Source organism: Halalkalibacter okhensis (assembly GCF_000787375.1).
Taxonomy (GTDB): domain Bacteria; phylum Bacillota; class Bacilli; order Bacillales; family Bacillaceae_D; genus Halalkalibacter; species Halalkalibacter okhensis.
In genome coordinates, this window is the sequence record NZ_JRJU01000017.1 from 32,461 (window position 1) to 56,977 (window position 24,517).

Sequence of the window (24,517 nt, forward strand, 5' to 3'; positions counted from 1 at the left end):
TTCATTTTATTAAAAGTATGATACAATCTTAATTAATTAAATTAATTAATGAAGTTTGTCTTAAATAGAAAAATAAGAAAAAAGAGGTGTGCGCAGATGTGGAATACGGTGAGTCTTGTAGAGAAATTTGATCAATTGTTTCCTGCTTCGGAAAAGGAAAAACGATTATTCTTTGCTCCTGGTCGTGTCAATTTAATTGGAGAACATACGGATTACAATGGAGGATATGTCTTTCCTGCTGCTCTGACAATTGGAACAGAAATGGTCGTGCGTGAGAGAGAAGACGGCACGTTTCATCTAGCAAGTACGAACTTTAAGCAACGTGTTTCTTTTACTCTCGATGAATTAACGTACGAAGAAGAGGATGATTGGGGCAATTATCCGAAGGGCATTATGAAGGAACTCGTCAATGAAGGCGTTGTCTTAAAGGGAGCCGACATCCTGTACGAAGGCACGATTCCAAATGGGGCAGGGCTTTCTTCTTCGGCTTCGGTTGGAATGGTGACAGCGTATGGTTTAGCTTCTCTTGCTCATGCTTCTCTTACGCGTGTCGAATTAGCAAAGCTTTGTCAACGTATGGAAAACCATTTTATTGGCGTAAATAGCGGAATTATGGATCAATATGCGGTGGGTCTTTGCAAAGAAAGGCATGCGATTTATTTAAATACGATGACGATGCACGCAGAGGATGTGCCGCTAGAGTTACATGGCCACAAAATCGTCATTACAAATACGAACAAGCGCAGAGGCCTTGCCGATTCTAAATATAATGAACGCAGAGCCCAATGCGAGGAAGCCCTGCGTAGAATCCAATTGAAAAAGCCTGAGGTCCAAACATTAAGTGACTTAACAAGTTCTGATTTTTCTGAAATGGAAGCTTTGATTCAAGATGAATTGCTTTACCGCCGCGCGAAGCATGTTGTAACAGAAAACAAACGAACAAATGGTGCGAAAGAAGCACTTCAAAACGGTGACCTTGCCATTTTCGGTAAATTGATGATCGGATCGCATTTATCATTAAAAGAAGATTATGAGGTAACCGGAAAAGAGCTTGATGCATTATTTGAGGCCCAACGAAAAGTGGAAGGCTGTATCGGGACGCGTATGACAGGAGCTGGTTTTGGTGGATGTACAGTTAGTGTCGTCAAAGCCGAAGCCGTGGCTATATTCAAAGAACAAGTAACAAAAGAGTATGAACAACAAACAGGATTAACCCCAACTTTTTATATTTGTGAAGCGGGTAACGGAGTTCACGAGCGACAATGGGAGGTGCAACCATAATGAGTGTTTTAATTACAGGTGGAGCGGGATACATTGGAAGCCATACCGTCCTTTATTTTCAAGATAAGGGTGAGGACGTGGTTGTGTTAGATAGTTTGGAAAAAGGGCATAAGCAAGCCCTTTTAGATGGAGTAACTTTTTATCAAGGGTCGATCGACGATGAGGCTCTTCTTAGTGACATTTTTCAAAAGCATACGATTGAAGCCGTTGTTCATTTTGCTGCTTCTTCTCTCGTCGGAGAAAGTGTGGAGAAGCCGTTAGATTACTATGAAAACAATGTCATTGGGTCTCATACACTCGTAAAGCAAATGGTGAAGCATGATGTGAAGCATATCGTCTTCTCCTCGACTGCTGCAACATATGGTGAGCCAAAAAACATTCCAATTAAAGAAACAGATCCAACGATTCCAACGAATCCTTACGGAGAAACAAAGCTTGCGATGGAGAACATGTTCCGCTGGTGTGATGGAGCATATGGAGTGAAATCCGTGTGCCTACGCTACTTTAATGCTGCTGGGGCTGATCCATACGGTCGCATTGGTGAAGATCATACGCCTGAATCCCACCTGATTCCGATCGTCTTACAAGTTGCGCTAGGGCAGCGCAAGCAAGTGCAAATTTTCGGAGACGATTATGAGACAAAAGATGGCAGCTGCATTCGTGATTACATCCATGTTATGGACTTAGCCGAAGCACATTATTTAGCTTTAGAAAAATTACGCAGGGACCATACAACCTCCATTTACAACTTAGGAAATGGAAAAGGGTTTACCGTAAAAGAAGTAATCGAAATGTGCAGAGAGGTGACAGGACACGAGATACCTGCTGTCATTTCAGAAAGAAGAGCAGGAGACCCTGCCACGTTAATCGCATCAGCAGACCGAGCGAATCAAGAGCTCGGATGGCAGCCGCGTTACCCAGAGTTAAGAAGGATTGTTGAGCATGCTTGGAAGTGGCATGTGGCCAACCCAACAGGTTATAAGAAATAAACAATAGAAAGGATGTCTCACATGGGTGTACACATTCACGAGCAAATTGAACGACTCCTCCAATATGGACTACAAAAAGGTCTCATGACAAAATGGGACGTGGATTATAGTCGAAATCAGTTGTTTCAAGTGTTAGGGATTCATGACGCCGAGCCCGCTAGTGTCAATGAAGAAAAGCTAGACACGCCGGTTGAGATCTTACGTGAGATGTTAGATTGGGCAGTGGAGCATCGTGTGCTGGAGGAGGACACTGTTACGTATCGAGATTTACTTGATACAAAAATCATGGGCTGTTTAACAGCGCGTCCTTCAGAGGTAGTGAACGATTTTTATCATCGGTACGAAACGAAGAGCCCAGCAGAAGCAACGAAGAGCTTTTACCAATTTTCAAAAGATGTCCACTACATTCGAACAGATCGCATCGCAAAAAATGAGCATTGGTTTACTACTACGGAATATGGCAATTTGGAGATCACGATTAATCTTTCTAAGCCAGAAAAAGACCCAAAAGCGATTGCAAAAGCGAAGCAGTTAGCAACGGCCTCGTACCCGGAGTGCTTACTATGTAAGGAGAACGTTGGCTTTGCAGGAAGAGTGAACCATCCCGCTCGTCAAAACTTACGAATCATTCCTCTTACGTTAACTAAGGAGCAATGGTACTTGCAATTCTCTCCGTATGTTTATTATAACGAGCATGCCATTGTCTTTTTAGGGGAGCATGAGCCGATGAAGATCTCTCGGAAAACCTTTGCAAGATTGCTTGAATTTGTGGAGCAGTTCCCGCATTATTTTCTCGGCTCAAACGCGGATTTGCCGATTGTCGGTGGGTCGATCTTAAGTCATGACCATTTCCAAGGAGGCAGTCACGACTTCCCGATGGCTCAAGCGCCGATGGAGCATGCATTTACGTTAGAGGCATTCCCAGACATTCAAGCGGGAATCGTTAAATGGCCAATGTCGGTTGTTCGTCTTCAAGGACATGATCGTGAATCGCTTGTCGAGGCCGCTGATTATGTGTTAGCTAAGTGGAAGCAGTATGAAGACCGTGATGTGCAGATTCATGCGTTTACAGGGGAGGTCCCGCATCACACGATCACACCGATTGCGCGCAGACGAGGCGAATCGTTTGAGATTGACTTGGTGTTGCGCAATAATCGGACGACAGATGAGCATCCAGATGGCCTATTCCATCCGCATAGTGAAGTCCACCATATTAAAAAAGAAAACATCGGTTTAATTGAAGTCATGGGTCTTGCTGTCTTGCCAGGCCGTTTGCAAGAGGAGTTAGAGGAACTTGCGAGTGTGTTGCCATTGGATGATGCGAGGGAACGGATTTCCGGTAGTAAGACGATCGCCAAGCACCTAGATTGGGCTTTAAACATAAAGGCTAAACACCCAGAGTTGTCAAAAGAAAATATGCCAGCGATCTTACAAGATGAAGTCGGAAATGTATTTGCGACGATCTTAGAGCATGCCGGCGTCTTCAAACGCGATCAGGAAGGGATAACAGCATTCTTGCGTTTTATTGACTCATTATAAGTTTGATGAAGCGCGTTCAAGCTGCCACCACCAAAGGGGTTTCTCAAAAGGTCAAAAACAGAAGAGGCAATGGCTCGGTTCGCTACGCGTCTTGTGAGGAGAAACCCACTCCTCTAAAAGGCTTTTAAAAGATGTATCGACTCCGCTCATTGCTTAGGGGGTGTATCAAAGGTCAAAAACAGACCTTTTTATACACCCCCTTTTGTCTTTTATTCAATCATTTTCTTCTGCTCGGTACTTCGAAATGGCTGTTGGGACAAGTGTTCCGGCAGCTTTAAAATCGATTCATTCACAAGATCCAGCTTGTTCTCTATCCGGTGGAGAAGGTAGAGAGTCACGATGACCGGGAAGCCAAACTCACTTAAAACTGGCAGCCAAGCGTCCATATGAAAGTCCTCCTTTCGAAAAATAGAGCGAGGGGACTGAAAAAGGTAAAATGAACCTATTTCAGCCCCCTCAATTTATCCATTAGATTTCAATATCTTCAACCGTACGATCAACGATTCGTGCGGCTTTTTTGGCGACAATGTCACCGCCAGAAGATACAAAGGCATTTTGTTCAACAATGGTATCCATCGCTGAACTGACACTAGCGGCATTCGGTGGGTAGACAGGGTTGTCGAGTGAAAGAGTCACATTTCCGCCCATTTCATTTTTAAACACTAACTCAAGTCGTTTGCTCAAAGGGATTCCTCCTCTCTAGTCATTTTGATCAACTCAAACTACATCAAGCTGTGAATGTTCGTACGGTCAACGGAGACTAAGTCCCATTCTTGAAGAGGCGCTAACACGGTCGCAATGGTAGTAAGCTCTTGATCGGTCACAGTTGGTTTCACATTGTTGAAGCTCTTCGTCTTACGAATCGGGTTGCCCTCGTTGTCTTGACCATTTTCCAATCCTAGGATCAAGCGAGAATCGACTAGCATCGTATCACCTCCTCTCACCTTGTATATATAGCAAGGGGGGAGAAAGCGTTTAGAGGGGGAGAGATTTTTTTGTAAATAGGTGAATCTTTAGTTGTGGTAAAAAAATCTCATGAATGAGGTTTGATCAAGTTAAGAGGTGGGTATATGTTGATGGTTGGTTTACTTGTTTGGAAGAGTCGTTATTTAAAGGCGCTTCGAATCCAGAGTAAGTGCCCAGTTCCATAATATAAAGAAAAAGAGGGGTTAACACTATGTTTCAATCGCTAGAGAAAATGAAGTTTTTTAAAACAATAAAGCTTAAATTACTCATTATTGTCGTTTTGAGCAGTGTGGTCGGGGCTCCTATATCCGGTTTTATTAATTCAATATTGAGTCGAAATGAAATGGTAGGGGGAGGGGTTCTCGCTACTGTGACTTTTTTAGTTAATATATTAACAATTCCAGTTTTAGTTGTTGTGTTTTCTCATTATTTTATCACAAAGAGGATCGAGAAAATTAACCAAAAGCTAGTTGAGTTTGATAAAGGGAACTTTGACTATGAAATAAAAGACAGGTGGAATGATGAGATTGGTTTACTTGGACAAAATGTGTCGCACCTAGCATCCAATTTATCTAAGTCACTTGATGATTTTAATAGACATTCATCTCGTGTTGCGACAGGGACCATTGATTTTAAGCGAGTGTTTAGTGAGCTAAAGCTAAGGAACAGTCAGCAGAATGCATTGCTTGAAGCAGTTAATAAAAGTAATTCTGATGTATTTAAAACCTTTGATGAAACGAATTCGGTTATTAGTGAGGTAGCAAGCGTTGTAGATGATGCAGCAAGAACCGTTGAAAGTTTAAATGACCGTTCCACCACCTCGAGCAAGCTGGCCAATGATAGTCAGCAAACATTGGTCACTATTGATAGTCAGTTTAACGATATCCAGCATGAGTCTCAGGAAACAGAGCGTTTTGTTGAAGGATTGATGATCAAGACATCTGAAATTTCCAGCGTTATCGAGATTATTAAAAATATAGCTGACCAAACCAATTTATTAGCATTAAATGCAACGATCGAAGCAGCAAGAGCTGGCGAACATGGGAAAGGCTTCTCAGTTGTTGCTGAAGAAGTTAGGAATTTAGCGGATCATTCTCTAATTGCGACTGAGCAAATAAGTAAGACAGTTGAATCGATTAAACAAGATGTTGGGCAAGTGGCAATTTCAATGAATAAATCTCGAGTAGAGATTGAAGAAGGGAAAAAAATGTTCTCACATGTACATAATGGCATTCATCAAGTGCTAGAACAACTGAAGCAATTTTCAGAGGAGGTAAGTGAGATCTCTTCAATGATGGAAGAGGTCAATGCAAGCAGTCAAGAGATTTCTTCAATCATGGAAAATTCAAAATCGCTTGTTGAGCAAAATGAAAAAAGTTTCAATTCTTACAATGAGATTCAATTAGAAGTAGATGAATCAATTAAAGAAGGAAGTATACAAGTTCAGGCATTAGTTGAGAATGTTGAAGAATTAGAAAGTGAACTAGTAGAGAGAGCTGCGTCTTAGAGACAATATTGCATTGACAGGTTTTTAAACTTCTATTTGTCTACTGGATTGTTTGCATATGACTGAAATAAAGTTATTACTTCTAAGGTTCCCCCCAATTTTTCTAAAATTGTGGTCTTCACCTAAACGAAATTTTCATCTGGACATACAATATAACATCACTGGTGGAAGGAGGGGGAAGAATGTATAACTATGGATACGGATATGGCTGCGGTTATGATGCTCCAATGGTTGCAGGCGCGTATCAACAACCAGGAAGAGGAACAGGATTTGCGTTAATCGTCGTTCTGTTCATTTTATTAATTATTGTTGGTGCTGCTTTTGTAGATGATAAGAAGCGCTGCTAATGGAGTGCCGCTAAAAGCTAAAAGCCTTCTATGAGATCTCATAGAAGGCTTAATTTGTGAATGACGCTAGTGCTCTAGGAAAAGAGAGGTTACTGCGTAATCATTTTCAGCATGGCATCAGCCCATAGCTTGTGCCCTTCTGCGTTTGGTCTTGCATTTTCTACGTAATCGTTTAAAGCTTCATCATCTGTTGAAGGCCAATGGGGCCAGTGATCTACATAAAGGATGTTGTTTGTCTGGGCAAATTGTTTAAGTTGTTCCAATTGGGTTAAATAAAAATTGGCGCCAAAAAGTGGATTTGGTGGTATTAAGACAATAACGGTTTCAGGTAAACTTGTGCTTAGTGATTGTAGCAAAAGGTCAATCGCGTCGATTGAGTCTTCAAGACGAACGTGGCCATTGTCATTTAATATGAATGGTTCAAAAAAAAGAACATCGGGTTGGCTTTTTACTACTTGTTGAAGATAGTTCCCTCTTAAAACATCGATAGAAAAGGTTCCTTCAGCATTAATGACAGTCAAATTGATAGCTGGTGCTTGGTAGTGGGTCGTTAGTTTAGAGTGTAATAAATAGGGCCAAGACTCATTCGGCTGATTGTCCAATTCGATCGATGTTGACCCGAAAACAGTAATATCAAGCTCGTGACTTTCAATAGAGTTTGTCCATTCGTGTAGTAGACCTGAGAAAGCGAGTTCGCTTTGCTCCACATCTTTCTCAACGGATTCAATTACTATACCTGCTGTTAACGCAGCGGATTCTTCGGCAATAAGATCCAACTTCTGTTGATAGTAAAAGTGACCACCAACAATGATGGCGAGTGCGAAAAAGATACTACTGAAAAATAGAAATAATTTCAAAATAAACGTGCCGCCTTTCTTAATCATACTTAGACTATTTGTTGGGTGTTTTGTCATAATAAAGAAGAAAAATAGGGTAAATAGACTAGTGTTATTATAATAGAGTTTGTGATAGAACGGAATAAACAATGGAGAAAAATGTTGAATTTGGTAGGAATATTTTAGTTAAAGTCGAATGGTGGAAGAAAGAATCTATTGAAATGTAAAAAAATGTATAGGAATGTAGTTAGATATGTAGTTTTTATTGTATACTTGTGTAAGTGAAAAGAAAAGGAGAAAAGGAGATTGCTAAACTTATGAAGTTATTTAAAAGTGGCAAAGTTTTTTTGTTGTTGATCTTGGCGTTTGTAACGATGCCGCAGCTTGCATTTGCGGAAAGTTGCGAAGTGGGAGATTGTAAGAATCCGCCTTATCATGAAGTAAACAAACTATTAACAGAAAAGGCGTTAGAACATCATGTTCCACCAGAGATTGTAAAGGCAATCGCCTATATTGAATCTGATTGGGATCAATTTAAAAATGGCAAGCCTCATGTGAGTAGCGATGGCGGTATTGGCATTATGCAAATTACGGACAATGAACAGCATTTTAATTTTGACACAAAAAAATTAAAATACGACATTGAATACAACATTGAGGCAGGTATTCAAGTTCTAAAGTACAATTTTGAACAACGAAGCGGAAGAGACTTGCCGAAAATAAATGATATGAATCCTGATGTCATTGAGCATTGGTATTTTGCGGTCATGGCATATAATGGTACGGTGCATGCCAACAGTCCACTCTTTAGAAGTGGAGATAACCAAGGCGAGAGAAACATGAATTCTTATCAAGATAAAGTATTTTCAAGAATTGCATCTAGTAATCCTGGTCTGAACTTGTATCGAGAATTAAATGAAGTGAAGCTATCAGACTTAGATTATAGAAGCAATCATATATTAGGATTTAAAAAAAATTCGTATGAAATCAATCGCCCGTTGCAAAAAACGAGACATCTTTTTAAAGAAGATGACTTAGTGATGTCAAGTCCTAACTTAAATGTAAGAGTTAGTCCGACAGCGACAGCGCGGTCTTTGGGTACAATCGGAAATCAAAATGTATTAACGATTCAAGATGAGTTCTCTTATGATGAAAATAAGCAGCAGCACCGAAACAATCATTTTGTATGGTACCCGGTACAGACAAAAGGAAGTAAACTAGAGGGATATGTTGCATCAAGTAATCTCGAGCACATTGGAGAGAGAGTACGTGGAGCCAGTCGATATGAGACAGCGACTGCTATCTCAAAGCGAGGTTGGGCTGAAGGGGCAGATACGGTCATCATATCAACTGGAGCCGATTATCCTGATGCTTTAGCAGGGGCTCCGCTTGCATACAAATTAGATGCTCCTATCTTACTAACGAGAAAAGATACGCTTCATTCTGCTACGGCAAGTGAGATTAATAGATTAGGTGCGAAAAAGGCGATTATTTTAGGGGGAACCGGAGCGGTTTCGTCTGATGTTGAAAAGAGTCTTAAAGGAATGGGATTAAAGGTCGATCGCATTGGTGGTAGTCAGCGTTACGAAACAGCGCAATTGATTGCCAAGGAGCTTGGAAGCAAGGAAGGGAAAGCGATAATTGCCTATGGACGTAACTTCCCAGATGCATTAGCGATTGCTCCATATGCAGCACAAAATGGGTATCCCATTTTACTAACGGATACAGACAAGCTGGCTTCAGCTACAACTAAGGCTTTATCAGATAATCGGATAAAAGAAACGGTCGTTGTGGGTGGAACAGGGGCTATTTCTAATGGCGTAGTAAGCAATCTTCCAAAACCAACTCGTATTAATGGAAGTGACAGGTACGAGACAGCGGCCAAAATTGTGAGTGAACTGCAAACAGCAAAGGGACAAGACCAAGTATTTGTGGCAACTGGAACGAACTTTGCTGATGCACTCACAGGTTCTGTGTTAGCTGCAAAAGAAGGAGCACCCATTTTGTTAGCGGGCCGAAACAGCTTGCATACTGAAGTTGAGAAAGTCATTAACCATAATCATTTATCTTACTTTAACGTGCTAGGCGGTCAAACCGCTGTTAGCGATGAAATTGTTATTCAATTAAAGTAATGACTCAGAAATGAGCAGTCTGTCATTAGCCAGGCTGCTCATTTTTTTGTTATAATCCGTTTAGACAAACGAGTAGAGGGGTATAAACATGAATAAGCGGAAAGTTATGACGGTATTTGGCACGAGGCCGGAAGCGATTAAGATGGCACCATTAGTACTTGAACTTGATCAACATGAAGACATTGAGTCTGTTGTTACGGTGACGGGGCAGCATCGTGAAATGCTTGATCAAGTGTTAGCCATTTTCGGTGTTACACCGGATCATGATTTGAATATTATGAAGAGTCAACAAACTTTAGTGGATGTCACAACAAATGCTTTACAAGGGTTAGATGCGATTATTAAAGAAGTGAAACCTGATATTGTCTTGGTTCATGGGGACACAACGACAACATTTGTTGCCAGCCTTGCAGCATTTTATAACCAAGTAGCGGTTGGCCATGTAGAGGCAGGGCTCAGAACGTGGAATAAATATTCGCCATTCCCTGAAGAAGTGAATCGACAAGTAACTGGAGTGATAGCGGATCTGCACTTTGCGCCAACGAAAAAGTCAGCAGAAAACCTTTTAGCCGAAAATAAGGATAAGAACTCGATTTTCATTACAGGAAATACAGCTATAGATGCATTAAAAACAACGGTTACAACAGACTATCATCATCCAGTCCTTGAAAAAGTTGGAGATGATAAGCTCATTCTTTTAACAGCACATCGCCGGGAGAATTTAGGAGAGCCTATGCGCAATATGTTTAGAGCCATTAAACAAATTGTCGATGAGCACGATGATGTACAAGTTGTTTATCCTGTTCATTTAAATCCTGCAGTTCGAGAAGCGGCGAATGAAATCTTCGGTACAGACGAAAGAATTCATTTGATTGAGCCTTTAGGTGTGAAAGACTTCCATAACTTTATGGATCAAGCGTACTTAATCTTAACAGATTCAGGCGGAGTTCAAGAGGAAGCTCCATCTTTAGGAACGCCTGTATTAGTGTTACGTGATACGACGGAGCGCCCAGAAGGAATTGATGCAGGGACATTAAAGCTAGCTGGAACGAACCAAGATCATATTTACTCGTTAATAAAAGAGCTATTAACCGATTCTGATGTGTATGCAGCGATGTCGCAGGCGTCAAACCCGTACGGTGACGGACAAGCATCCAAACGAATTGTTGATGTGATTAAATATCACTTTGAATTAAATGACGAACGTCCGAACGATTTTATCGTTTCATAGGTAAACGCCATCGAAACTTCAATTTCTCATTTATTAGAGAAATTGGAGTTTTTTTTCTGTGCTTTTCCTTAGGAAATCCGAAGATTCGACACTGATGTAGCGCTGATTGTAGCAAATGTGAGAAAAAATGAACAAAATTCCCTACTATTCACCAAACTATTAAATGAGTATAATAGATTTTATAAGTATTTTGTAGAACTTTGAAAAATCAAGGAGGAGGAGTATGTCTATTAAGAAAAATAGCTGGATTGTCTTGACAATCGCTCTTATTTTCACGTTGTTTCACACTGCTCACACGGTGAGTGCTAATACGATTTCGGAACGAATTTCTGGTTCAGATCGAATTGGAACAGCGATTGAAATTTCGAAAAAGGGCTTTTCAAGTAGTTCAGCAGTAATTATCGCGAGATCTGATGAACCAGCCGATGCGTTAGCTGCTTCAAGTCTCGTAGCAGCAAAGAATGCCCCGATTTTGCTTTCAAGACAAGGAAGCTTAGATGACCGAGTGTTAGCTGAGATTCGTCGTCTTGGTGCAGATACGGTATACGTTCTAGGTGGAAAAGCTGCCATTAGTGATTCTGTCGTCAATCGTTTAAAAAGTGGTGGCGTAAAAGAAGTGAAGCGAGTATCAGGGTCAGATCGCTTCCAAACGGCAAATGAAATTAATAAGGAAGCGGGATTGACAAATAAGGATACCGCAATTCTTGTCAATGGTTTAACGGTTGCTGATGCTCTATCTGCTTCTAGTGTTGTTGCCAACAAAAATCTGCCAATCTATTTGGCTCGTCAAGATAGATTGCCGGTTAATTTGCCTTCATCTGTCAAAAATGTCGTGATCTTTGGTGGGACGGTAGCCATTAACTCAAACGTTGAGCAGCAATTGAAGAACAAAGGGATAAAGGTAACCCGTATTTCGGGTTCTGATCGGTTTGCAACGAGTGTGGAAGCGGCAAAATGGGCTAAGCTTTCGGGCGATAAAAACATTGTTGTAAGAGGAACACCTGTTAGCAGCCAAGCCGAAGATTACCCAGATGCTGTTGCGGCTTCTGGCTTAGCAAAACAATACAAGGCGCCGATTCTTTTAACTCGTCCAGAGAGAGCATCGGATTCAGTCATTAATTACATTCAATCATCGAATAAAAGCACGACGGTCATTGGTGGAACGATGGCTGTTGCTGATACGGTATTTAATGAACAGTCGGTTTCATATGGAACAGTAACATCAAGCACAACACTAAATGTTCGTAATAGCCCTAATGGGACGGTCATTGGACGCTTGGTAAGTGGCGCAAAAGTGGAGATCCATGAGAAGGTCAATGGTTGGGGTAAGATTCGTTACGGAAACCAATGGGGTTACGTAAGTCTTTCTTACATAAGAGAAGACTCGAAGCCACCAAGTAGTTCTGTTTTTAATGAAATCATTGTTATTGACGCTGGTCACGGAGGTAGTGATCCAGGTGCTACAGCAAATGGCTTGCAAGAAAAAGAAGTCGTTTTAGATATCGCCCTTCGAGTAGAAAAGAAATTACGTGCTGCTGGGGCGAACGTTGTGATGACCAGAACAAATGATACGTTTATTGCGTTAGAGGAACGAGCGAATATTGCTAATCGTGCAAAAGCAAGTTCATTTATTAGTGTTCATGCTAATGCTGCTACTGAAGCAGCAAATGGATCAGAAACATACTGGCTAGCTGGAACGAGCGAAGATAGCAAGAAATTAGCTACTGCCATTCAAAAGCACCTAGTAAATGAATTAGGAACTCGGGATCGTGGCGTGAAGACAGCGAATTTCTCTGTACTTCGTAATACGAATATGCCTGCTAGTTTAGTAGAAGTTGGTTTCTTAACGAACAAAGCTGAAGCTGATCGGATGAAGAAGAATGGCTTTAGAGAAAGCGCAGCAAATGGTATCTATAAAGGGATTGTAGAGTACTACAATAACAAATAATTGTTCTATCATATTAAAAGCCTTCTATGTGAATTCATAGAAGGCTTTTTTTACATTTAACAACATCAGCGTGAAAAGGGAAAAGTCGCTTTTAGCAAATTCGAGGAAGCAGCAATGGCTTCACATGTTGCGCGCCTTCTATGAGACACCCACTCATAGCAGGCTTAAAACATGGCAACGGCTCCGTACATTGCTTAGAGTACCCATAAAAAGGAGAAAATCAGAAGGCAATGAAAAAGTCGTTTTTTTCTTTTTCATTGCCTTCTTTGCGCTATTTCCCCTAGTTTCTTTTGATCGTTGAAAAGTAGGGAATTTCTATCTTTCCTCTAAAACAAGCGGACGGGATGGGGGCCGACTCCTGCAGGAGGGAAGGGCAGGTTGAAATCCACCGGCGCAGCCGGTTAGTTCAGCGCCCGCCTACGGGTGCGTGCCCCCCATCCCGGGAGCGAGATCAAAGCTCCTTTTCAAGTCCTAAATAAACGAGCACTTTTTCAGTGGCCTTGAAAATCACCCTTTTTATGGGTACTCTATCAGACTTTTTTACGTTTCTATGACGATATATGTCCGATTTGTAATGTAATTGTAATTTAATGACGAATAGTATAATGCTAGAATGGAGAAGCAGTAAAAAATAAGGAGTGAAATCTATTGTGTTTTTAAGGCGTAACTTTACCATGTTGTTAGTCGTTTTGTTAGTTAGTAGTCTAGTGATGCCTTTTCAAGCGAAGGCAAATTCAGAAACTGACCGTATTGTTTCTTTAGCGAGAAGTTTAGTTGGTTCACCATATAGTTGGGGAGGAACAACACCGTCAGGGTTTGACTGTTCAGGATTTATGAGATATGTCTATTCAGATGTTGGCGTAGATCTTCATAGAATGACTGTTGATCAATTTAATCAAGGGACTTCTGTATCTAGAAATGATTTACAACCTGGTGATGCAGTATTCTTTAAAAATACATACCAAGCTGGGATTTCACATGCTGGAATCTATGTTGGAAATAATCAATTCGTTCATGCTTCCTCGAGTGCAGGTGTGACAACAACGTCACTTAGTAACTCTTATTGGAACCCACGTTATGCAGGGGCAAAGAGATTTGTAAAAGAAGAATCTCAAGAAAAAAAAGCTTCGGAGACAGTGAAACCTGAACCGAAAGAAGAAAGTTTAATTGATTCCAATATTAACGTTAAGAAATTAGTCGGGAAAAGCAGAATGGATACATCCGTTGAAATTTCAAAAGAAATGTATCCAAATGGATTTGATAAGGATCGCAAGCATAAAACCGTTATATTAACAACTTCCACTGAGTTTGCAGATGCTCTTTCTGCTGCACCGCTCTCAGCGAAATATGGGGATGCTCCAATTCTTTTAACTAGAAGTCAACAACTTGATTCTGTTATAGATAGTGAGATTAAACGATTAGGTGCCAATAAAGTGATTATTTTAGGTGGAGAAGCTGCTGTATCGAAGAAAGCTATGACTCAAGCAGCTGACATTGTCGGTGAGAGCAATGTAACAAGAATTAGCGGAAAAACTCGTTATGAGACGAACCGCAAAATAAATGAAAAGCTTGATTCTGTCGATGGCTACTTTGTAGCATCTGGTCAAAATTTTGCTGATGCGTTAGGTGCTGCGCCAATTGCTGCCCAAAACAATTGGGGAATTGTCCTAACCAACCCATCAAAAATTAATGACGAACAATTAGATATGCTTCAAGGTAAAAAGGTTCATATTTTAGGTGGAGAAATGGCCGTGTCCAAGGATGTGTCGAAAAAGGTATCAAGTAAAGCTAGCAATGTGAAAAGGTTGTCTGGCTCATCTCGGTATGAAACGCTTGGAGCTGTATTAAAAGAGTTTAACGCTGAAAGTAATAGCGAAAAGGTATATATGGCTACAGGACAAGACTTCCCAGATGCTTTAGCTGCAGCTCCTTTAGTTGCTAAAGCAAATGGAGTTCTCGTTTTATCATCAAGAAGTGTCGATTCTTCAATTGAGCGCTTAATGACAAACCCTAAAAACCTATATGTTATTGGTGGGGTTGTACCAAATAGTGCAATGAATGATATTTTGAAACTAGATAAGTAAAATGGTACGTTCGACGAGGGCATTGAAAAAGCAAAATCGACTTTTTCAGTGCCCTCGTTTCTGTTTCCAACTCTTATAAATCTAGTAAAAAAGATGTTTGATGAGAAAAGGAATAAATAGTAAAATGGACAAAGCAAGTGTGAAACTCACTTTTAGAGCGGAGGTTTTTTCTTGAACAAACTAAGAATAGTCAGTTTAACTTTATTTGTACTTTTTTTATTTTCTCTACCAGTTTCAGCAGAGCAAAAAGAAGTATTAATTAAAAAGTCTTCGGGAGAGATTAATAGTTTATTAAGCACAAGCAATCAAGAACTTGAAAGTCAGTTAGAAGTAGTTACGATTGAGGCAGAAGACTATGATCGTTTTTTAGAAGAATTGCAGAATGATAGTCAAATAGAGTATTTTGAAGAAGAAATTACGTTTCATTATACCAATACTCCAAATGACCCTTTGTTCAAGAAGCAACGAAAAGATTTTGATTTAATTAATGTTACACAGGCATGGCAGCAGTATAGCCCGCAAGCCAGTACCATTGTTGCAGTGTTAGATTCAGGGGCGAACACGTCGCACCCTGATTTAAAGAATAAAGTGTATAAGTCTTACAATGTCATAACATCTTCTACGAATGTAAGAGATGATGTCGGTCATGGTACACATGTCGCTGGGATTGTTGGAGCCGAGACGAATAATCGAGAAGGAATTTCCTCCATTGCTCGCGATGTCCGATTAATGCCTATAAAAATAGGTGATGAATACGGTGCTAGCAATATGAATATCGTAAAAGGAATTCAGTACGCAGTGAAAAATAATGCTTCCATTATCAATATTAGTTTAGGAAGTTACCAACATTCACAAGCAGTTCATGATGCGATTAAAGAGGCGGTAAATAAGGGGATTTTCGTCATTGCTGCAGCTGGGAATGACGGTGTGCAAGCGGAAATGTACCCGGCAGCCTACCCGGAAGTTCTTTCAGTAGGAGCTGTTGACAACAAAACCGACAATCTTGCTTCGTTTTCCAATTATGGAGATTGGGTAAGTGTTACCGCACCTGGTGTGAATATTCATAGTACGTGTGTAAAAGGAAATTTCGAACCATATGATTCTTGTTCTAGTTCCAGCTCATATATGGATTTATCTGGGACAAGCATGGCAGCGCCGATGACAGCTTCGCTTGCTGCTATGTTGAAAAATGAAGCACCGAACCTGACGAACAAACAAAATCGTTATGTGATTGAGCAGTCATCGGATCAATCGAATTCAAATTCAAAGTACTATGATTTCGGTCGCATTGATGCGGCTCAAGCGATGGACCTACTCTATAATGAAAATAGAATTGCTGGGAGTACATCGGTAGCGACATCAGCGGCAATTGCTAATTATGGTTGGTCTAAAATCGCAGAAAGAGAACTGACTCCAAGAGAGTCTGACTTAAATAAAGATGTAAAGCAAAAGAAAGGCCGATTTGCTGTTTTGGCTAGCAATCAATCATTTCCTGATAGTTTAGCAGCAAGTGCACTCGCCAATGAATTAGATGCACCGATTCTACTAACATCACCTAGAAAAGTAGATGAACAAACGATTCGGACATTAAAATCTTACAATGTGTCTGATGTGGTCGTCCTAGGAGGTACAGTCGCCATTCCTGACTCGATTGTGAAGGAATTAGAAAAAGAAGGATTATCTGTTACAAGACTTAGAGGGCCGAACCGTTATTCTACAGCTGTAGAACTCAATAATTATATTGCAGAGAAAAACGGAGAGGTGATCATTGCCAATGGTCGAAATTTTCCTGATGCGCTAGCTGTGTCTACGTATGCTGCGAAGCTTGGAATCCCGATTGTATTTGTAGAAGACGATCAGATTCCAGCAGAAACGGCAGAGTTCCTTGCGAAGTATGATTTTAGTCAATCTTATGTTGTAGGAGGAACAGCCGTTGTTTCCAGTAAGGTGTTGAACCAGCTTCCGAATCCGAAAAGGATTTCTGGTCCTAATCGTTATGAAACTGCGATTGCAATCAATGATTACTTTGAATCTAGCATTGATGGAATTGATGGCTATCACATTGTAACAGGGCAAAACTTCCCAGATGCGCTAGCGGGAGGTGTTTTTGGAGCTAGAACGAATATGCCGCTAGTGTTAGTGCAGTCAGATCGTATGCCTTCTAAGGTAGAAGCGTATTTGCAACAACAAAAGGATGCTTATGGTCACGGCTTATCATTCCATGTCCTTGGTGGTAAGGCTGCCGTATCAACAGATGTGAAATGGCAAGTCGATCAAATAATGTACGAAGAGTTTTATCAAAATATGGGACAGAATTCGTATCAAACGAAATAATAAAAAGGGTGACGATTGAGTCGCCCTTTTCATTTGTCTGCTTTTGTATAGTTTTGTAATAATTTTGGTGCAATAAATAGAAATTGTAAAAAAAGTGGGGAAACCAGTCGAAAAAAGTGATAGAATGATAGATGGATTGACAGGAGTAATTTTAAAGGAAGTAGGAGGCGACAAGTTTGCTAAAAAAGATCTTCGCAGTAGTACTGTTAACGGTATTGATTTTCCCGCTTGCGATATCAGAAGCGAGAGCGGATTCGATCCCAAATGAAGTTTCAGTCAAATTAATACAGTACAATAACAATGCAACAACGATGAATTTATCAATAACAGGAACTTATTATTTGGATAATGACCCTGACTTCTTATTGAAGGGAAACTATCAAGTTCGAATTAATAATAATAGAATAGAACTTTTTCAAGGAAATAATCGAGTAAAAACATTTACGAACTCATTTGAAATTAGACCCGTTAAATATGGTACAGCCAATCGTTTTGCGATCAATGATCGTAGTTATTTAGGTGCGGTCAAATTTACAAGAGAAAATAACGCCATTGTTCCGATTAATACATTGCCAATGGAAGATTATTTAAAAGGTGTCGTACCAGGTGAGATGCCTGCAAGCTGGGGCAATAATGCACTAGAGGCATTAAAAGCACAGGCTGTCTCTGCTCGTAACTATGCGTTTCACCATATGAATAATTCTGGTGGCGTGTTAGTGGATACAGTTGCTAACCAAAAATACGAAGGCTACTCTAGACATCATGCGAATACAGATCGAGCGGTAAATGAGACAAAAGGACATGTTCGTACACATAGTGGAACGATTTTCCCAGCTTACTATAGCTCGAGCAATGGTGGCCATACAGAAACCAATACAGGCGTATGGGGAACGAGTCCTCAAGCGGCAGGACTTGCCTATTTACCAGCAAAAAGTGATCCGTACGATTCAAAGGATAACCCAAATAGTCGCTGGGAGTTCTCATTTAAAGAAGTTCAAATTGACCCTAAGAAATTAGAGGGAAAACCGGCTGATTGGTGGAATGACACACGCGAAGCGGATCACAACCATGACGCTATTAAGAATATTAAAACATGGATTAACAATCAAAGTGACTACAGAGGCAAGGAAATTAAGTTAACGAAAATTAGCGACCTATCATTTAGTGGTACGACGCAAGGAAAACGTAAGGTCAACGGATCGTATCGCTTTGATTTTATTGTGAAAAATCAAGATGGCAGTTATGTGATGGAAGACGGAAAGATTAAGATCCATACTCTACGTTCTTCTTCTAGTACAAGAGCTTCAGAGCTTCGTACGATATTTGGTACAGCTGTAATGAGAAGCATCTATATCGACTCAGTGAATCTATCATCAAAAGGCGAATATACAATTAAAGGTAGAGGCTTTGGCCATGGCGTTGGAATGAGTCAATACGGTGCTAGAGGGATGGCTCTTGATGGAAAGAGCGTAAATGACATCCTATCTTTCTATTACCCTAATACGAGCAATTCAAACTATATTAATGATAATGTGAATAGCAAATTAAGTGGTTCGACGCGTTATGCCACTAGTGCTGAAATTGCGAAGTATGGCTGGAAGTCATTTGATACAGTCGTGATTGGTCGAGGCGATAACCCAGTAGATGCGTTAACTGGAAGTGTGTTAGCGAACCAACATGATGCACCGCTTTTATTAGTACAAACAGATAAAGTTCCAAGCGAAGTCATGTCACTTCTTCGTTCTCAAAACATTAAGAATGTCTATATTCTTGGTGGAGAGCAGGCTGTTTCTAAGAAGGCGTTAGATGAGTTGAAGAAAGTAGCATCAAACGTAGAACGAGTAAGAGGACCTGAGCGTTACTCGACATCGGTCGAGGTAGCAAAGAAAATTGGTGGGGTCAACGAAGTCATTATTACGTCTGGGAGTTCGAATTCACCAGATGCACTGTCGATCGCATCGTATGCGGCGATGAATGGCATACCGATCCTTTTCTCAGAGGCAAACTCATTGCCAAGCAGTGTTCAGAAGTATATCGAGTCTAATAATGTGAAAAAGGCAACGATTATTGGTGGAACAGTTGCGGTTTCTGCAAATGTTGAAAACCGTTTGAAGCAAGTCGTTGGTAATAGCAATGTGTCTCGAATTAGTGGTCCAGATCGTTATGCAACGAGCACAGAAATTGTGAAACAATTAGATCTTGATCCACGCAATATTTTCTTCGCACGTGGCGAAGTATTTATAGATGCGCTACCGGGTTCAGTATTAGCTGCAAAGAACAGAGCACCTATTGTGTTAACGCAAAAAGACGGTGTACCATCTTCCGTTCGTAGCTATATTAATTCTGAAATTCAGTTTGTCCCTCATATACATTACTTAGGAGGAACAGGCGCAATTAGTCAAAAGACAAGAGATGATCTTCAAAGGATTATTCTTAGGTAACAATGGGGAGGCTGTCTAATGATAGCCTCTTTTACATACATTTAGAGTTACATTGACAATAGTTTGACGACTTTTTTCTTTTTTATGTAAAAATATATAATTGCAATAAAATAACCTTTTCATCATAATTGTTATCATATAGTATAGATGGAGGCTAGCTTGCTGCTACGATTAAAAAGGATACCGGTTTATTATATAAAGAAAGTAGGATGAAGAATGAAAAAGAGCTTAACAGTAGTTGGCTTAGGATATATCGGGTTGCCGACTGCAGTAATGTTTGCAAATCATGGCTACCAAGTTCATGGTGTTGATATTAATGAACTTGCGATTGAAAAATTAAAACAAAAGCAGTTACACATTGAAGAACCTGGTCTTCAAGAGAAATTAGCGGAGGCTATTGATAGTGGAAGCTTAACGTTTGATACGGTTCCAAAAGAGGCCGACATATTCATTCTTGCTGTGCCATCACCTATAAATAAAGATAAAACACCGAATTTAACATATGTAGAATCGGCCACTCAGTCGATCGTCCCTTATTTGAAGAAAGGTGATTTAGTCATTTTAGAATCGACTGTACCGCCTAAGACGGTCGAGAATGTGATTCTTCCCGTATTAAAAGAAACAGAATTAGAAATGGGAACTGATTTGTTTGTTTCCCATTCGCCAGAGCGAGTGATTCCTGGAAAGCTATTTGAAGAGCTTGTCAACAATGACCGCATTGTCGGAGGGATTAATGAAGAATCCAGTCAGAGAACGGTTGAATTGTACCGGACGTTTGTTAAGGGTACGATCCATGTAACGGACGCAACAACAGCAGAAATGGTAAAAGTAATTGAAAACACGTATCGTGACGTGAATATTGCTTTTGCGAATGAACTTGCAAAAATTAGTGATGGAATGGGAATCAACGTTTGGGAAGCGATTGATTTAGCCAATTATCACCCGCGAGTGAATATTCATAAACCAGGTCCAGGTGTTGGTGGACACTGTATTGCTGTTGATCCTTGGTTCTTATTTGATAGTTCGCCGGAGTTGGCTAAGATTATTCAATTAGCTCGTCATACGAATGATTCGATGCCGAAATATACGGTTGAAAGTGTCGAATCGATTTTTAAGAACAATGAGATTACGAATCCGAAAGTCACGGTACTTGGTCTTGCATTTAAAGGCAACATTGATGACATGCGTGAAAGTCCTTCTTTAGATATTATTCATCATTTAGAGGAAAAAGGCATTGAGTATGTTGCTTACGATCCGCATATAAAGGAAAATCAGTTAAAACGCCAAACTCAAGATTTGCATGAAGCCGTTAAAGGCTCTGATTTATTATTAATTTTAACGGACCATGATTATTTCAAACAATTGGATGCTAACGAGTTAAAAGATCTTATGAGATGTTCGATTATCTATGATACGAAACATTGTATCGATACAAATTCATGGGAACAGGCAGGATTTTCAACCTATACTTTAGGAAGTTTTAATAAATAATAAAAGTAAGAAAACAGTGAGGAGGAGGAGATAATGTTGACAGAATTGCTTATATTTGTGTTTCTGATAACAATATTATCTTCTTGTCTTCTAACACCGGTTATGATTAAGTTCGGTTACGCCATCAAAGCAGTGGATGAGCCAGGTGAGAGAAGGGTACATAAAAAAGCGGTTCCTAGAATTGGTGGTATTGCCTTAATAGCTACGTTTATTATCGCTTTTTTTGTTATTTCTCAGTTTGTTGACCTCAGTTATGGAATTCTTCTGGGTGTATTAATCATCGGTGCAACAGGGTTATTAGATGATTTGTTTCAGTTAACCCCGATCCAAAAGATTATCGGACAAGTACTTGCTGCATCCGTTGTCATTTTTATGTCAGGAATTACCATTCAATACATTAATGTACCGTTTTCTAATGAAGCAGTAGCTGTTCCGTACTGGATTAGTATTCCAATCACATTTTTATGGATTGTGATCATAACAAATGCGATTAATTTAATTGATGGGTTAGATGGACTGGCAGCTGGTGTATCAGGAATTGCGGCGGTATCGATTTTTGTTTTGTCAATTCTAATGGGAAATGTGGTCGTCGCGTTTTTATCTATTGCCATTATTGGAGCTGTAATTGGATTTTTATTTTATAATTTTAATCCCGCCAAAATTTTTATGGGGGATTGCGGTGCACTCTTTTTAGGGTTTATATTAGCGGTTGTATCTTTGATGGGTTTCAAACAAGTCACGACGATTTCATTGTTAATTCCCTTTTTGATTTTAGGGGTTCCAATTATCGATACAGCAATTGCTATTATTAGAAGGGCGATTCAAAATAAACCAATAACGATTGCAGACAAAAGCCATCTTCATCATAAACTTCTTGAATTTGGCTATAGCCACAAGCAGACCGTTTTGATTATATATTTGTTAGCAACGGTATTTGGTGTTACGGCTGTTGCTTTTTCACAAGTAAGTTCTATGGCAAGTACCATTATATTTATTGCTTTGGTCTTATTTATAGAAGTACTAATCGAAAAATTTTCGTTAATCAGTAGAACGTATCGACCTATTCTGCAAATGTTTGATAAAATTAAGAATAAAACAAGTTAAGGAATTGAATTATGCAAAAAGAAACCATCTTAGGTGTAGATGTATGTCCGTATAATTATAAACAACTCATGCAGGAAGTGGATCGTGATATAAAAGAAAAGAAAAAGTCCTTTTGTGTGGCCATCAACCCTGAGAAAATTATGAAAGCACAAGATGATCCTGAGTTAAAGGAATTGCTGAATAAAGCAACCTATCAAATTCCTGATGGTATTGGTGTGATCGTTGCTTCAAAGCTGACAAAAGGCAACATTACCGAACGAATAACTGGTGTTGACCTTATGCTTCACTTATGTACTCTTGCAGCGGAAAAAGGCTATAAAGTCTTCCTATATGGAGCGAAGCCAGGAGTGGCGAATATGGCGAAGCAGGAGTTAGAGAAGCAATACAATGGCATACAAATTGTTGGAACAATTGATGGCTATGAGAAGGACGATGAAAAAGTGGTTCAAGCGATTAATCGTTCTGGGGCAGATATTTTGTTTGTTGCAAAAGGAAGTCCCACACAGGAATTATGGATTCTGGAACATATGAACCGAGTAAATGCATCCATATATCAAGGAGTGGGTGGCTCTTTTGATGTGATTAGTGGTCAAGTAAAACGAGCACCTCGTCTTTTTCAAAAGTTCGGAATAGAATGGCTATACCGCTTGCTGTCAGAACCAAAACGAGTGAAGCGTCAGTTGGCCTTGCCATTATTTATGATTCAGGTGTTAAAATCAATAAGGCGTTAGGTTTGTTCTTGGACAAGCCTTTTTGTCCTGAAATGGAGTAATACAAATATGAAAAGCTTAAAAGTGGCAAGTATCTTATTTTTTGGTGCAACCTTATTATTAAAAGTTTCGAGTATGATTCGAGATATGATTATTGCTTATTACTTTGGCGATACCTATGTGACAGATGCGTACCTAGCTGCATTTATCATTCCAAACATGATTATTCTTTTTATGACAACAGGAATGAAGAATACATTTGTACCGAGCTACATAGAAGCGTTAACGGAACAAAGAGAAAAACAACATCTAACACATATCCTTAAAGGAACAGCCATCATTGGACTTATTCTTTCTGTCATTGGAATTGTGATTTCTCCCTACATTATTCCGATTCTTTATCCTAATTTCCATCTTGAAGCAACGGATATCGCTGTATGGGTTTCGATTATTTATTTTGTGGCTATTTTTATTGTTTGTATCAATGCCGTGCTAGAAGGCTTGCTTGATGCGAGGAAAGAATTTTCTTTCTCTGTCATGTCACAGGTAATTGTCGTTGTCTTTACGATCATTGGTGCGGTTACGCTATCGCCAGTCATTGGAGTTTATTCGCTACCTATTGGATTTTTACTTGGTGCGATTGTCTCATTAGCTGTAAAGTATGTATATGTTCTTCGCAGAAAGCTCGTTGCTTTCAAAACGAAGATGGATTGGCTCGATGTAAAAGCGTTCTACATCATCTTTATACCAGTTGGAATTACAGTAGCTGTCGGGCAGATCAATTTGTTAGTCGATACCATTTTTGCGAATGGATTTGATGAAGGGGTTATCGCCTATTTAAATTATGCGAACCGCCTTGTCCATTTTCCACAAGCTTTAATTGGGGTAACTATTGGAACATTGGTTTTCCCTCTATTATCAAAGGCAGCTATGAATCAAGATGACGGCTTATTTAGAAAAGGAATTGAACAAGGCTTGACCTTGATGTTTTTTGTACTAATGCCTGCTGTTGTTGGTATGATGTTCTTGATGAGTGAATTAATCGAATTGATTTATGAAAGAGGAGCTTTTTCTCATGAGGCAACCGTTGCCACAACTCAAGTAGCTATTTTATATTTAGGTTCGGTTCTTTTTTATAGTTTACATGGTGTCATTACAAAAGGATTTTATTCCAAGAAGAAAGGTCATATTATCCTTTTTGTCGGTGGGATTTCAATTGGGTTAAATATATTGTTTAATTATTTATTTAGTAACTGGATTGGCTATCAAGGGTTGGCCTTGTCTTCATCCTTTGTTGGGGCCATTTATGTCACGATCTGTTTTATAATATTAATTAAATTGGCTAAAGGATTAAATTTGAAGTTTATTGGAAAAGAGTTCTTAAAGGTAATCATGGCTACATCCATTATGTCTCTTGTGTTGGTATACACCATTCCAAAAGTACAAACATTGGTTCAACAGCCATTATTAATTATTGTGATAACAGGCATAACGGGAGCAGTAATCTATGCTCTATCTTCTGTTTTATTAAAAACAACAGCTATTGGTTTCATATTGAAAAGAAACAGGTGATACGA

19 protein-coding genes are annotated in these 24,517 nt (G+C 39.7%); 15 read left to right on the plus strand and 4 right to left on the minus strand.

All coding sequences use genetic code 11. The features are described from left to right. The first annotated feature begins 96 nt into the window (after positions 1-96). Genes LQ50_RS13235 through galT form a run of 3 tightly spaced genes read left to right on the plus strand, consistent with a single transcriptional unit; the run spans position 97 to position 3,809 of the window. The gene (locus LQ50_RS13235) at positions 97-1,281 is read left to right on the plus strand and encodes a galactokinase (protein ID WP_034630102.1); all 1,185 of its coding nucleotides are present in this window, start codon (positions 97-99) and stop codon (positions 1,279-1,281) included. Further along, positions 1,281-2,270 carry a UDP-glucose 4-epimerase GalE gene (gene galE, locus LQ50_RS13240; protein ID WP_034630105.1) on the plus strand — a complete coding sequence of 330 codons (990 nt, stop codon included), beginning with the start codon at positions 1,281-1,283 and terminating at the stop codon, positions 2,268-2,270. Before LQ50_RS13235 ends, galE begins: the two co-directional genes overlap by 1 nt. Before the next feature lie 21 nt (positions 2,271-2,291). Next, positions 2,292-3,809 carry a UDP-glucose--hexose-1-phosphate uridylyltransferase gene (galT, locus tag LQ50_RS13245; RefSeq protein ID WP_034630106.1) on the plus strand — a complete coding sequence of 506 codons (1,518 nt, stop codon included), beginning with the start codon at positions 2,292-2,294 and terminating at the stop codon, positions 3,807-3,809. A 209-nt stretch (positions 3,810-4,018) separates the two neighbouring features. Here the strand turns inward: galT and LQ50_RS13250 are convergent, their stop codons facing one another. The 3 genes from LQ50_RS13250 to LQ50_RS13260 all read right to left on the minus strand — a co-directional run bounded on the left by LQ50_RS13250 (position 4,019) and on the right by LQ50_RS13260 (position 4,735). After that, positions 4,019-4,195, minus strand: coding sequence for a YvrJ family protein (locus LQ50_RS13250; protein WP_034630108.1), 177 nt, complete (start codon positions 4,193-4,195; stop codon positions 4,019-4,021). A gap of 82 nt (positions 4,196-4,277) precedes the next feature. Beyond that, positions 4,278-4,493: a DUF2922 domain-containing protein gene (locus LQ50_RS13255; protein ID WP_084138795.1), complete on the minus strand. Its 216-nt coding sequence runs from the start codon at positions 4,491-4,493 to the stop codon at positions 4,278-4,280. A gap of 38 nt (positions 4,494-4,531) precedes the next feature. After that, the gene (locus LQ50_RS13260) at positions 4,532-4,735 is read right to left on the minus strand and encodes a DUF1659 domain-containing protein (RefSeq protein ID WP_034630110.1); all 204 of its coding nucleotides are present in this window, start codon (positions 4,733-4,735) and stop codon (positions 4,532-4,534) included. A gap of 251 nt (positions 4,736-4,986) precedes the next feature. Here LQ50_RS13260 and LQ50_RS13265 point away from each other — a divergent pair, with 251 nt between their 5' ends. Both LQ50_RS13265 and LQ50_RS24980 read left to right on the plus strand, forming a co-directional pair. Next, the gene (locus LQ50_RS13265; protein ID WP_034630113.1) at positions 4,987-6,282 is read left to right on the plus strand and encodes a methyl-accepting chemotaxis protein; all 1,296 of its coding nucleotides are present in this window, start codon (positions 4,987-4,989) and stop codon (positions 6,280-6,282) included. Positions 6,283-6,509: 227 nt separating this feature from the next. Next, positions 6,510-6,629 carry a YjcZ family sporulation protein gene (locus LQ50_RS24980; RefSeq protein ID WP_152608216.1) on the plus strand — a complete coding sequence of 40 codons (120 nt, stop codon included), beginning with the start codon at positions 6,510-6,512 and terminating at the stop codon, positions 6,627-6,629. 89 nt (positions 6,630-6,718) lie between these two features. Here the strand turns inward: LQ50_RS24980 and LQ50_RS13270 are convergent, their stop codons facing one another. Beyond that, positions 6,719-7,486, minus strand: coding sequence for an SGNH/GDSL hydrolase family protein (locus LQ50_RS13270; protein ID WP_034630115.1), 768 nt, complete (start codon positions 7,484-7,486; stop codon positions 6,719-6,721). Between the two features lie 296 nt (positions 7,487-7,782). On the opposite strand from LQ50_RS13270, the gene LQ50_RS24375 reads away from it, so the two are divergent. The 10 genes from LQ50_RS24375 to murJ all read left to right on the plus strand — a co-directional run bounded on the left by LQ50_RS24375 (position 7,783) and on the right by murJ (position 24,512). After that, positions 7,783-9,597 (plus strand): cell wall-binding repeat-containing protein, encoded by a 1,815-nt coding sequence (locus LQ50_RS24375; protein ID WP_052144748.1) that lies wholly within the window; start codon positions 7,783-7,785, stop codon positions 9,595-9,597. Between the two features lie 88 nt (positions 9,598-9,685). Then, positions 9,686-10,828 (plus strand): non-hydrolyzing UDP-N-acetylglucosamine 2-epimerase, encoded by a 1,143-nt coding sequence (gene wecB, locus LQ50_RS13280; RefSeq protein WP_034630118.1) that lies wholly within the window; start codon positions 9,686-9,688, stop codon positions 10,826-10,828. Between the two features lie 223 nt (positions 10,829-11,051). After that, positions 11,052-12,776, plus strand: a complete 1,725-nt coding sequence (locus LQ50_RS24380; protein WP_052144749.1) for an N-acetylmuramoyl-L-alanine amidase — start codon at positions 11,052-11,054, stop codon at positions 12,774-12,776. Between the two features lie 650 nt (positions 12,777-13,426). Then, on the plus strand, positions 13,427-14,860 hold the full coding sequence (locus LQ50_RS24385) for a cell wall-binding repeat-containing protein (RefSeq protein WP_052144750.1): 1,434 nt from the start codon (positions 13,427-13,429) through the stop codon (positions 14,858-14,860). A gap of 171 nt (positions 14,861-15,031) precedes the next feature. Then, positions 15,032-17,194 (plus strand): cell wall-binding repeat-containing protein, encoded by a 2,163-nt coding sequence (locus tag LQ50_RS24390; protein ID WP_052144751.1) that lies wholly within the window; start codon positions 15,032-15,034, stop codon positions 17,192-17,194. Between the two features lie 176 nt (positions 17,195-17,370). Continuing rightward, the gene (locus tag LQ50_RS24395; protein ID WP_052144752.1) at positions 17,371-19,635 is read left to right on the plus strand and encodes a SpoIID/LytB domain-containing protein; all 2,265 of its coding nucleotides are present in this window, start codon (positions 17,371-17,373) and stop codon (positions 19,633-19,635) included. 216 nt (positions 19,636-19,851) lie between these two features. Then, positions 19,852-21,126, plus strand: a complete 1,275-nt coding sequence (locus tag LQ50_RS13305) for a nucleotide sugar dehydrogenase (protein WP_034630121.1) — start codon at positions 19,852-19,854, stop codon at positions 21,124-21,126. A 33-nt stretch (positions 21,127-21,159) separates the two neighbouring features. Further along, positions 21,160-22,230, plus strand: coding sequence for a glycosyltransferase family 4 protein (locus LQ50_RS13310; protein WP_052144753.1), 1,071 nt, complete (start codon positions 21,160-21,162; stop codon positions 22,228-22,230). A gap of 11 nt (positions 22,231-22,241) precedes the next feature. Beyond that, the gene (locus LQ50_RS13315) at positions 22,242-22,961 is read left to right on the plus strand and encodes a WecB/TagA/CpsF family glycosyltransferase (RefSeq protein ID WP_034630123.1); all 720 of its coding nucleotides are present in this window, start codon (positions 22,242-22,244) and stop codon (positions 22,959-22,961) included. Positions 22,962-23,009: 48 nt separating this feature from the next. Beyond that, entirely contained in the window at positions 23,010-24,512 is a 1,503-nt protein-coding gene (murJ, locus tag LQ50_RS13320; RefSeq protein ID WP_034630126.1) for a murein biosynthesis integral membrane protein MurJ, read from the plus strand. The last annotated feature ends 5 nt before the right edge of the window (positions 24,513-24,517 follow it).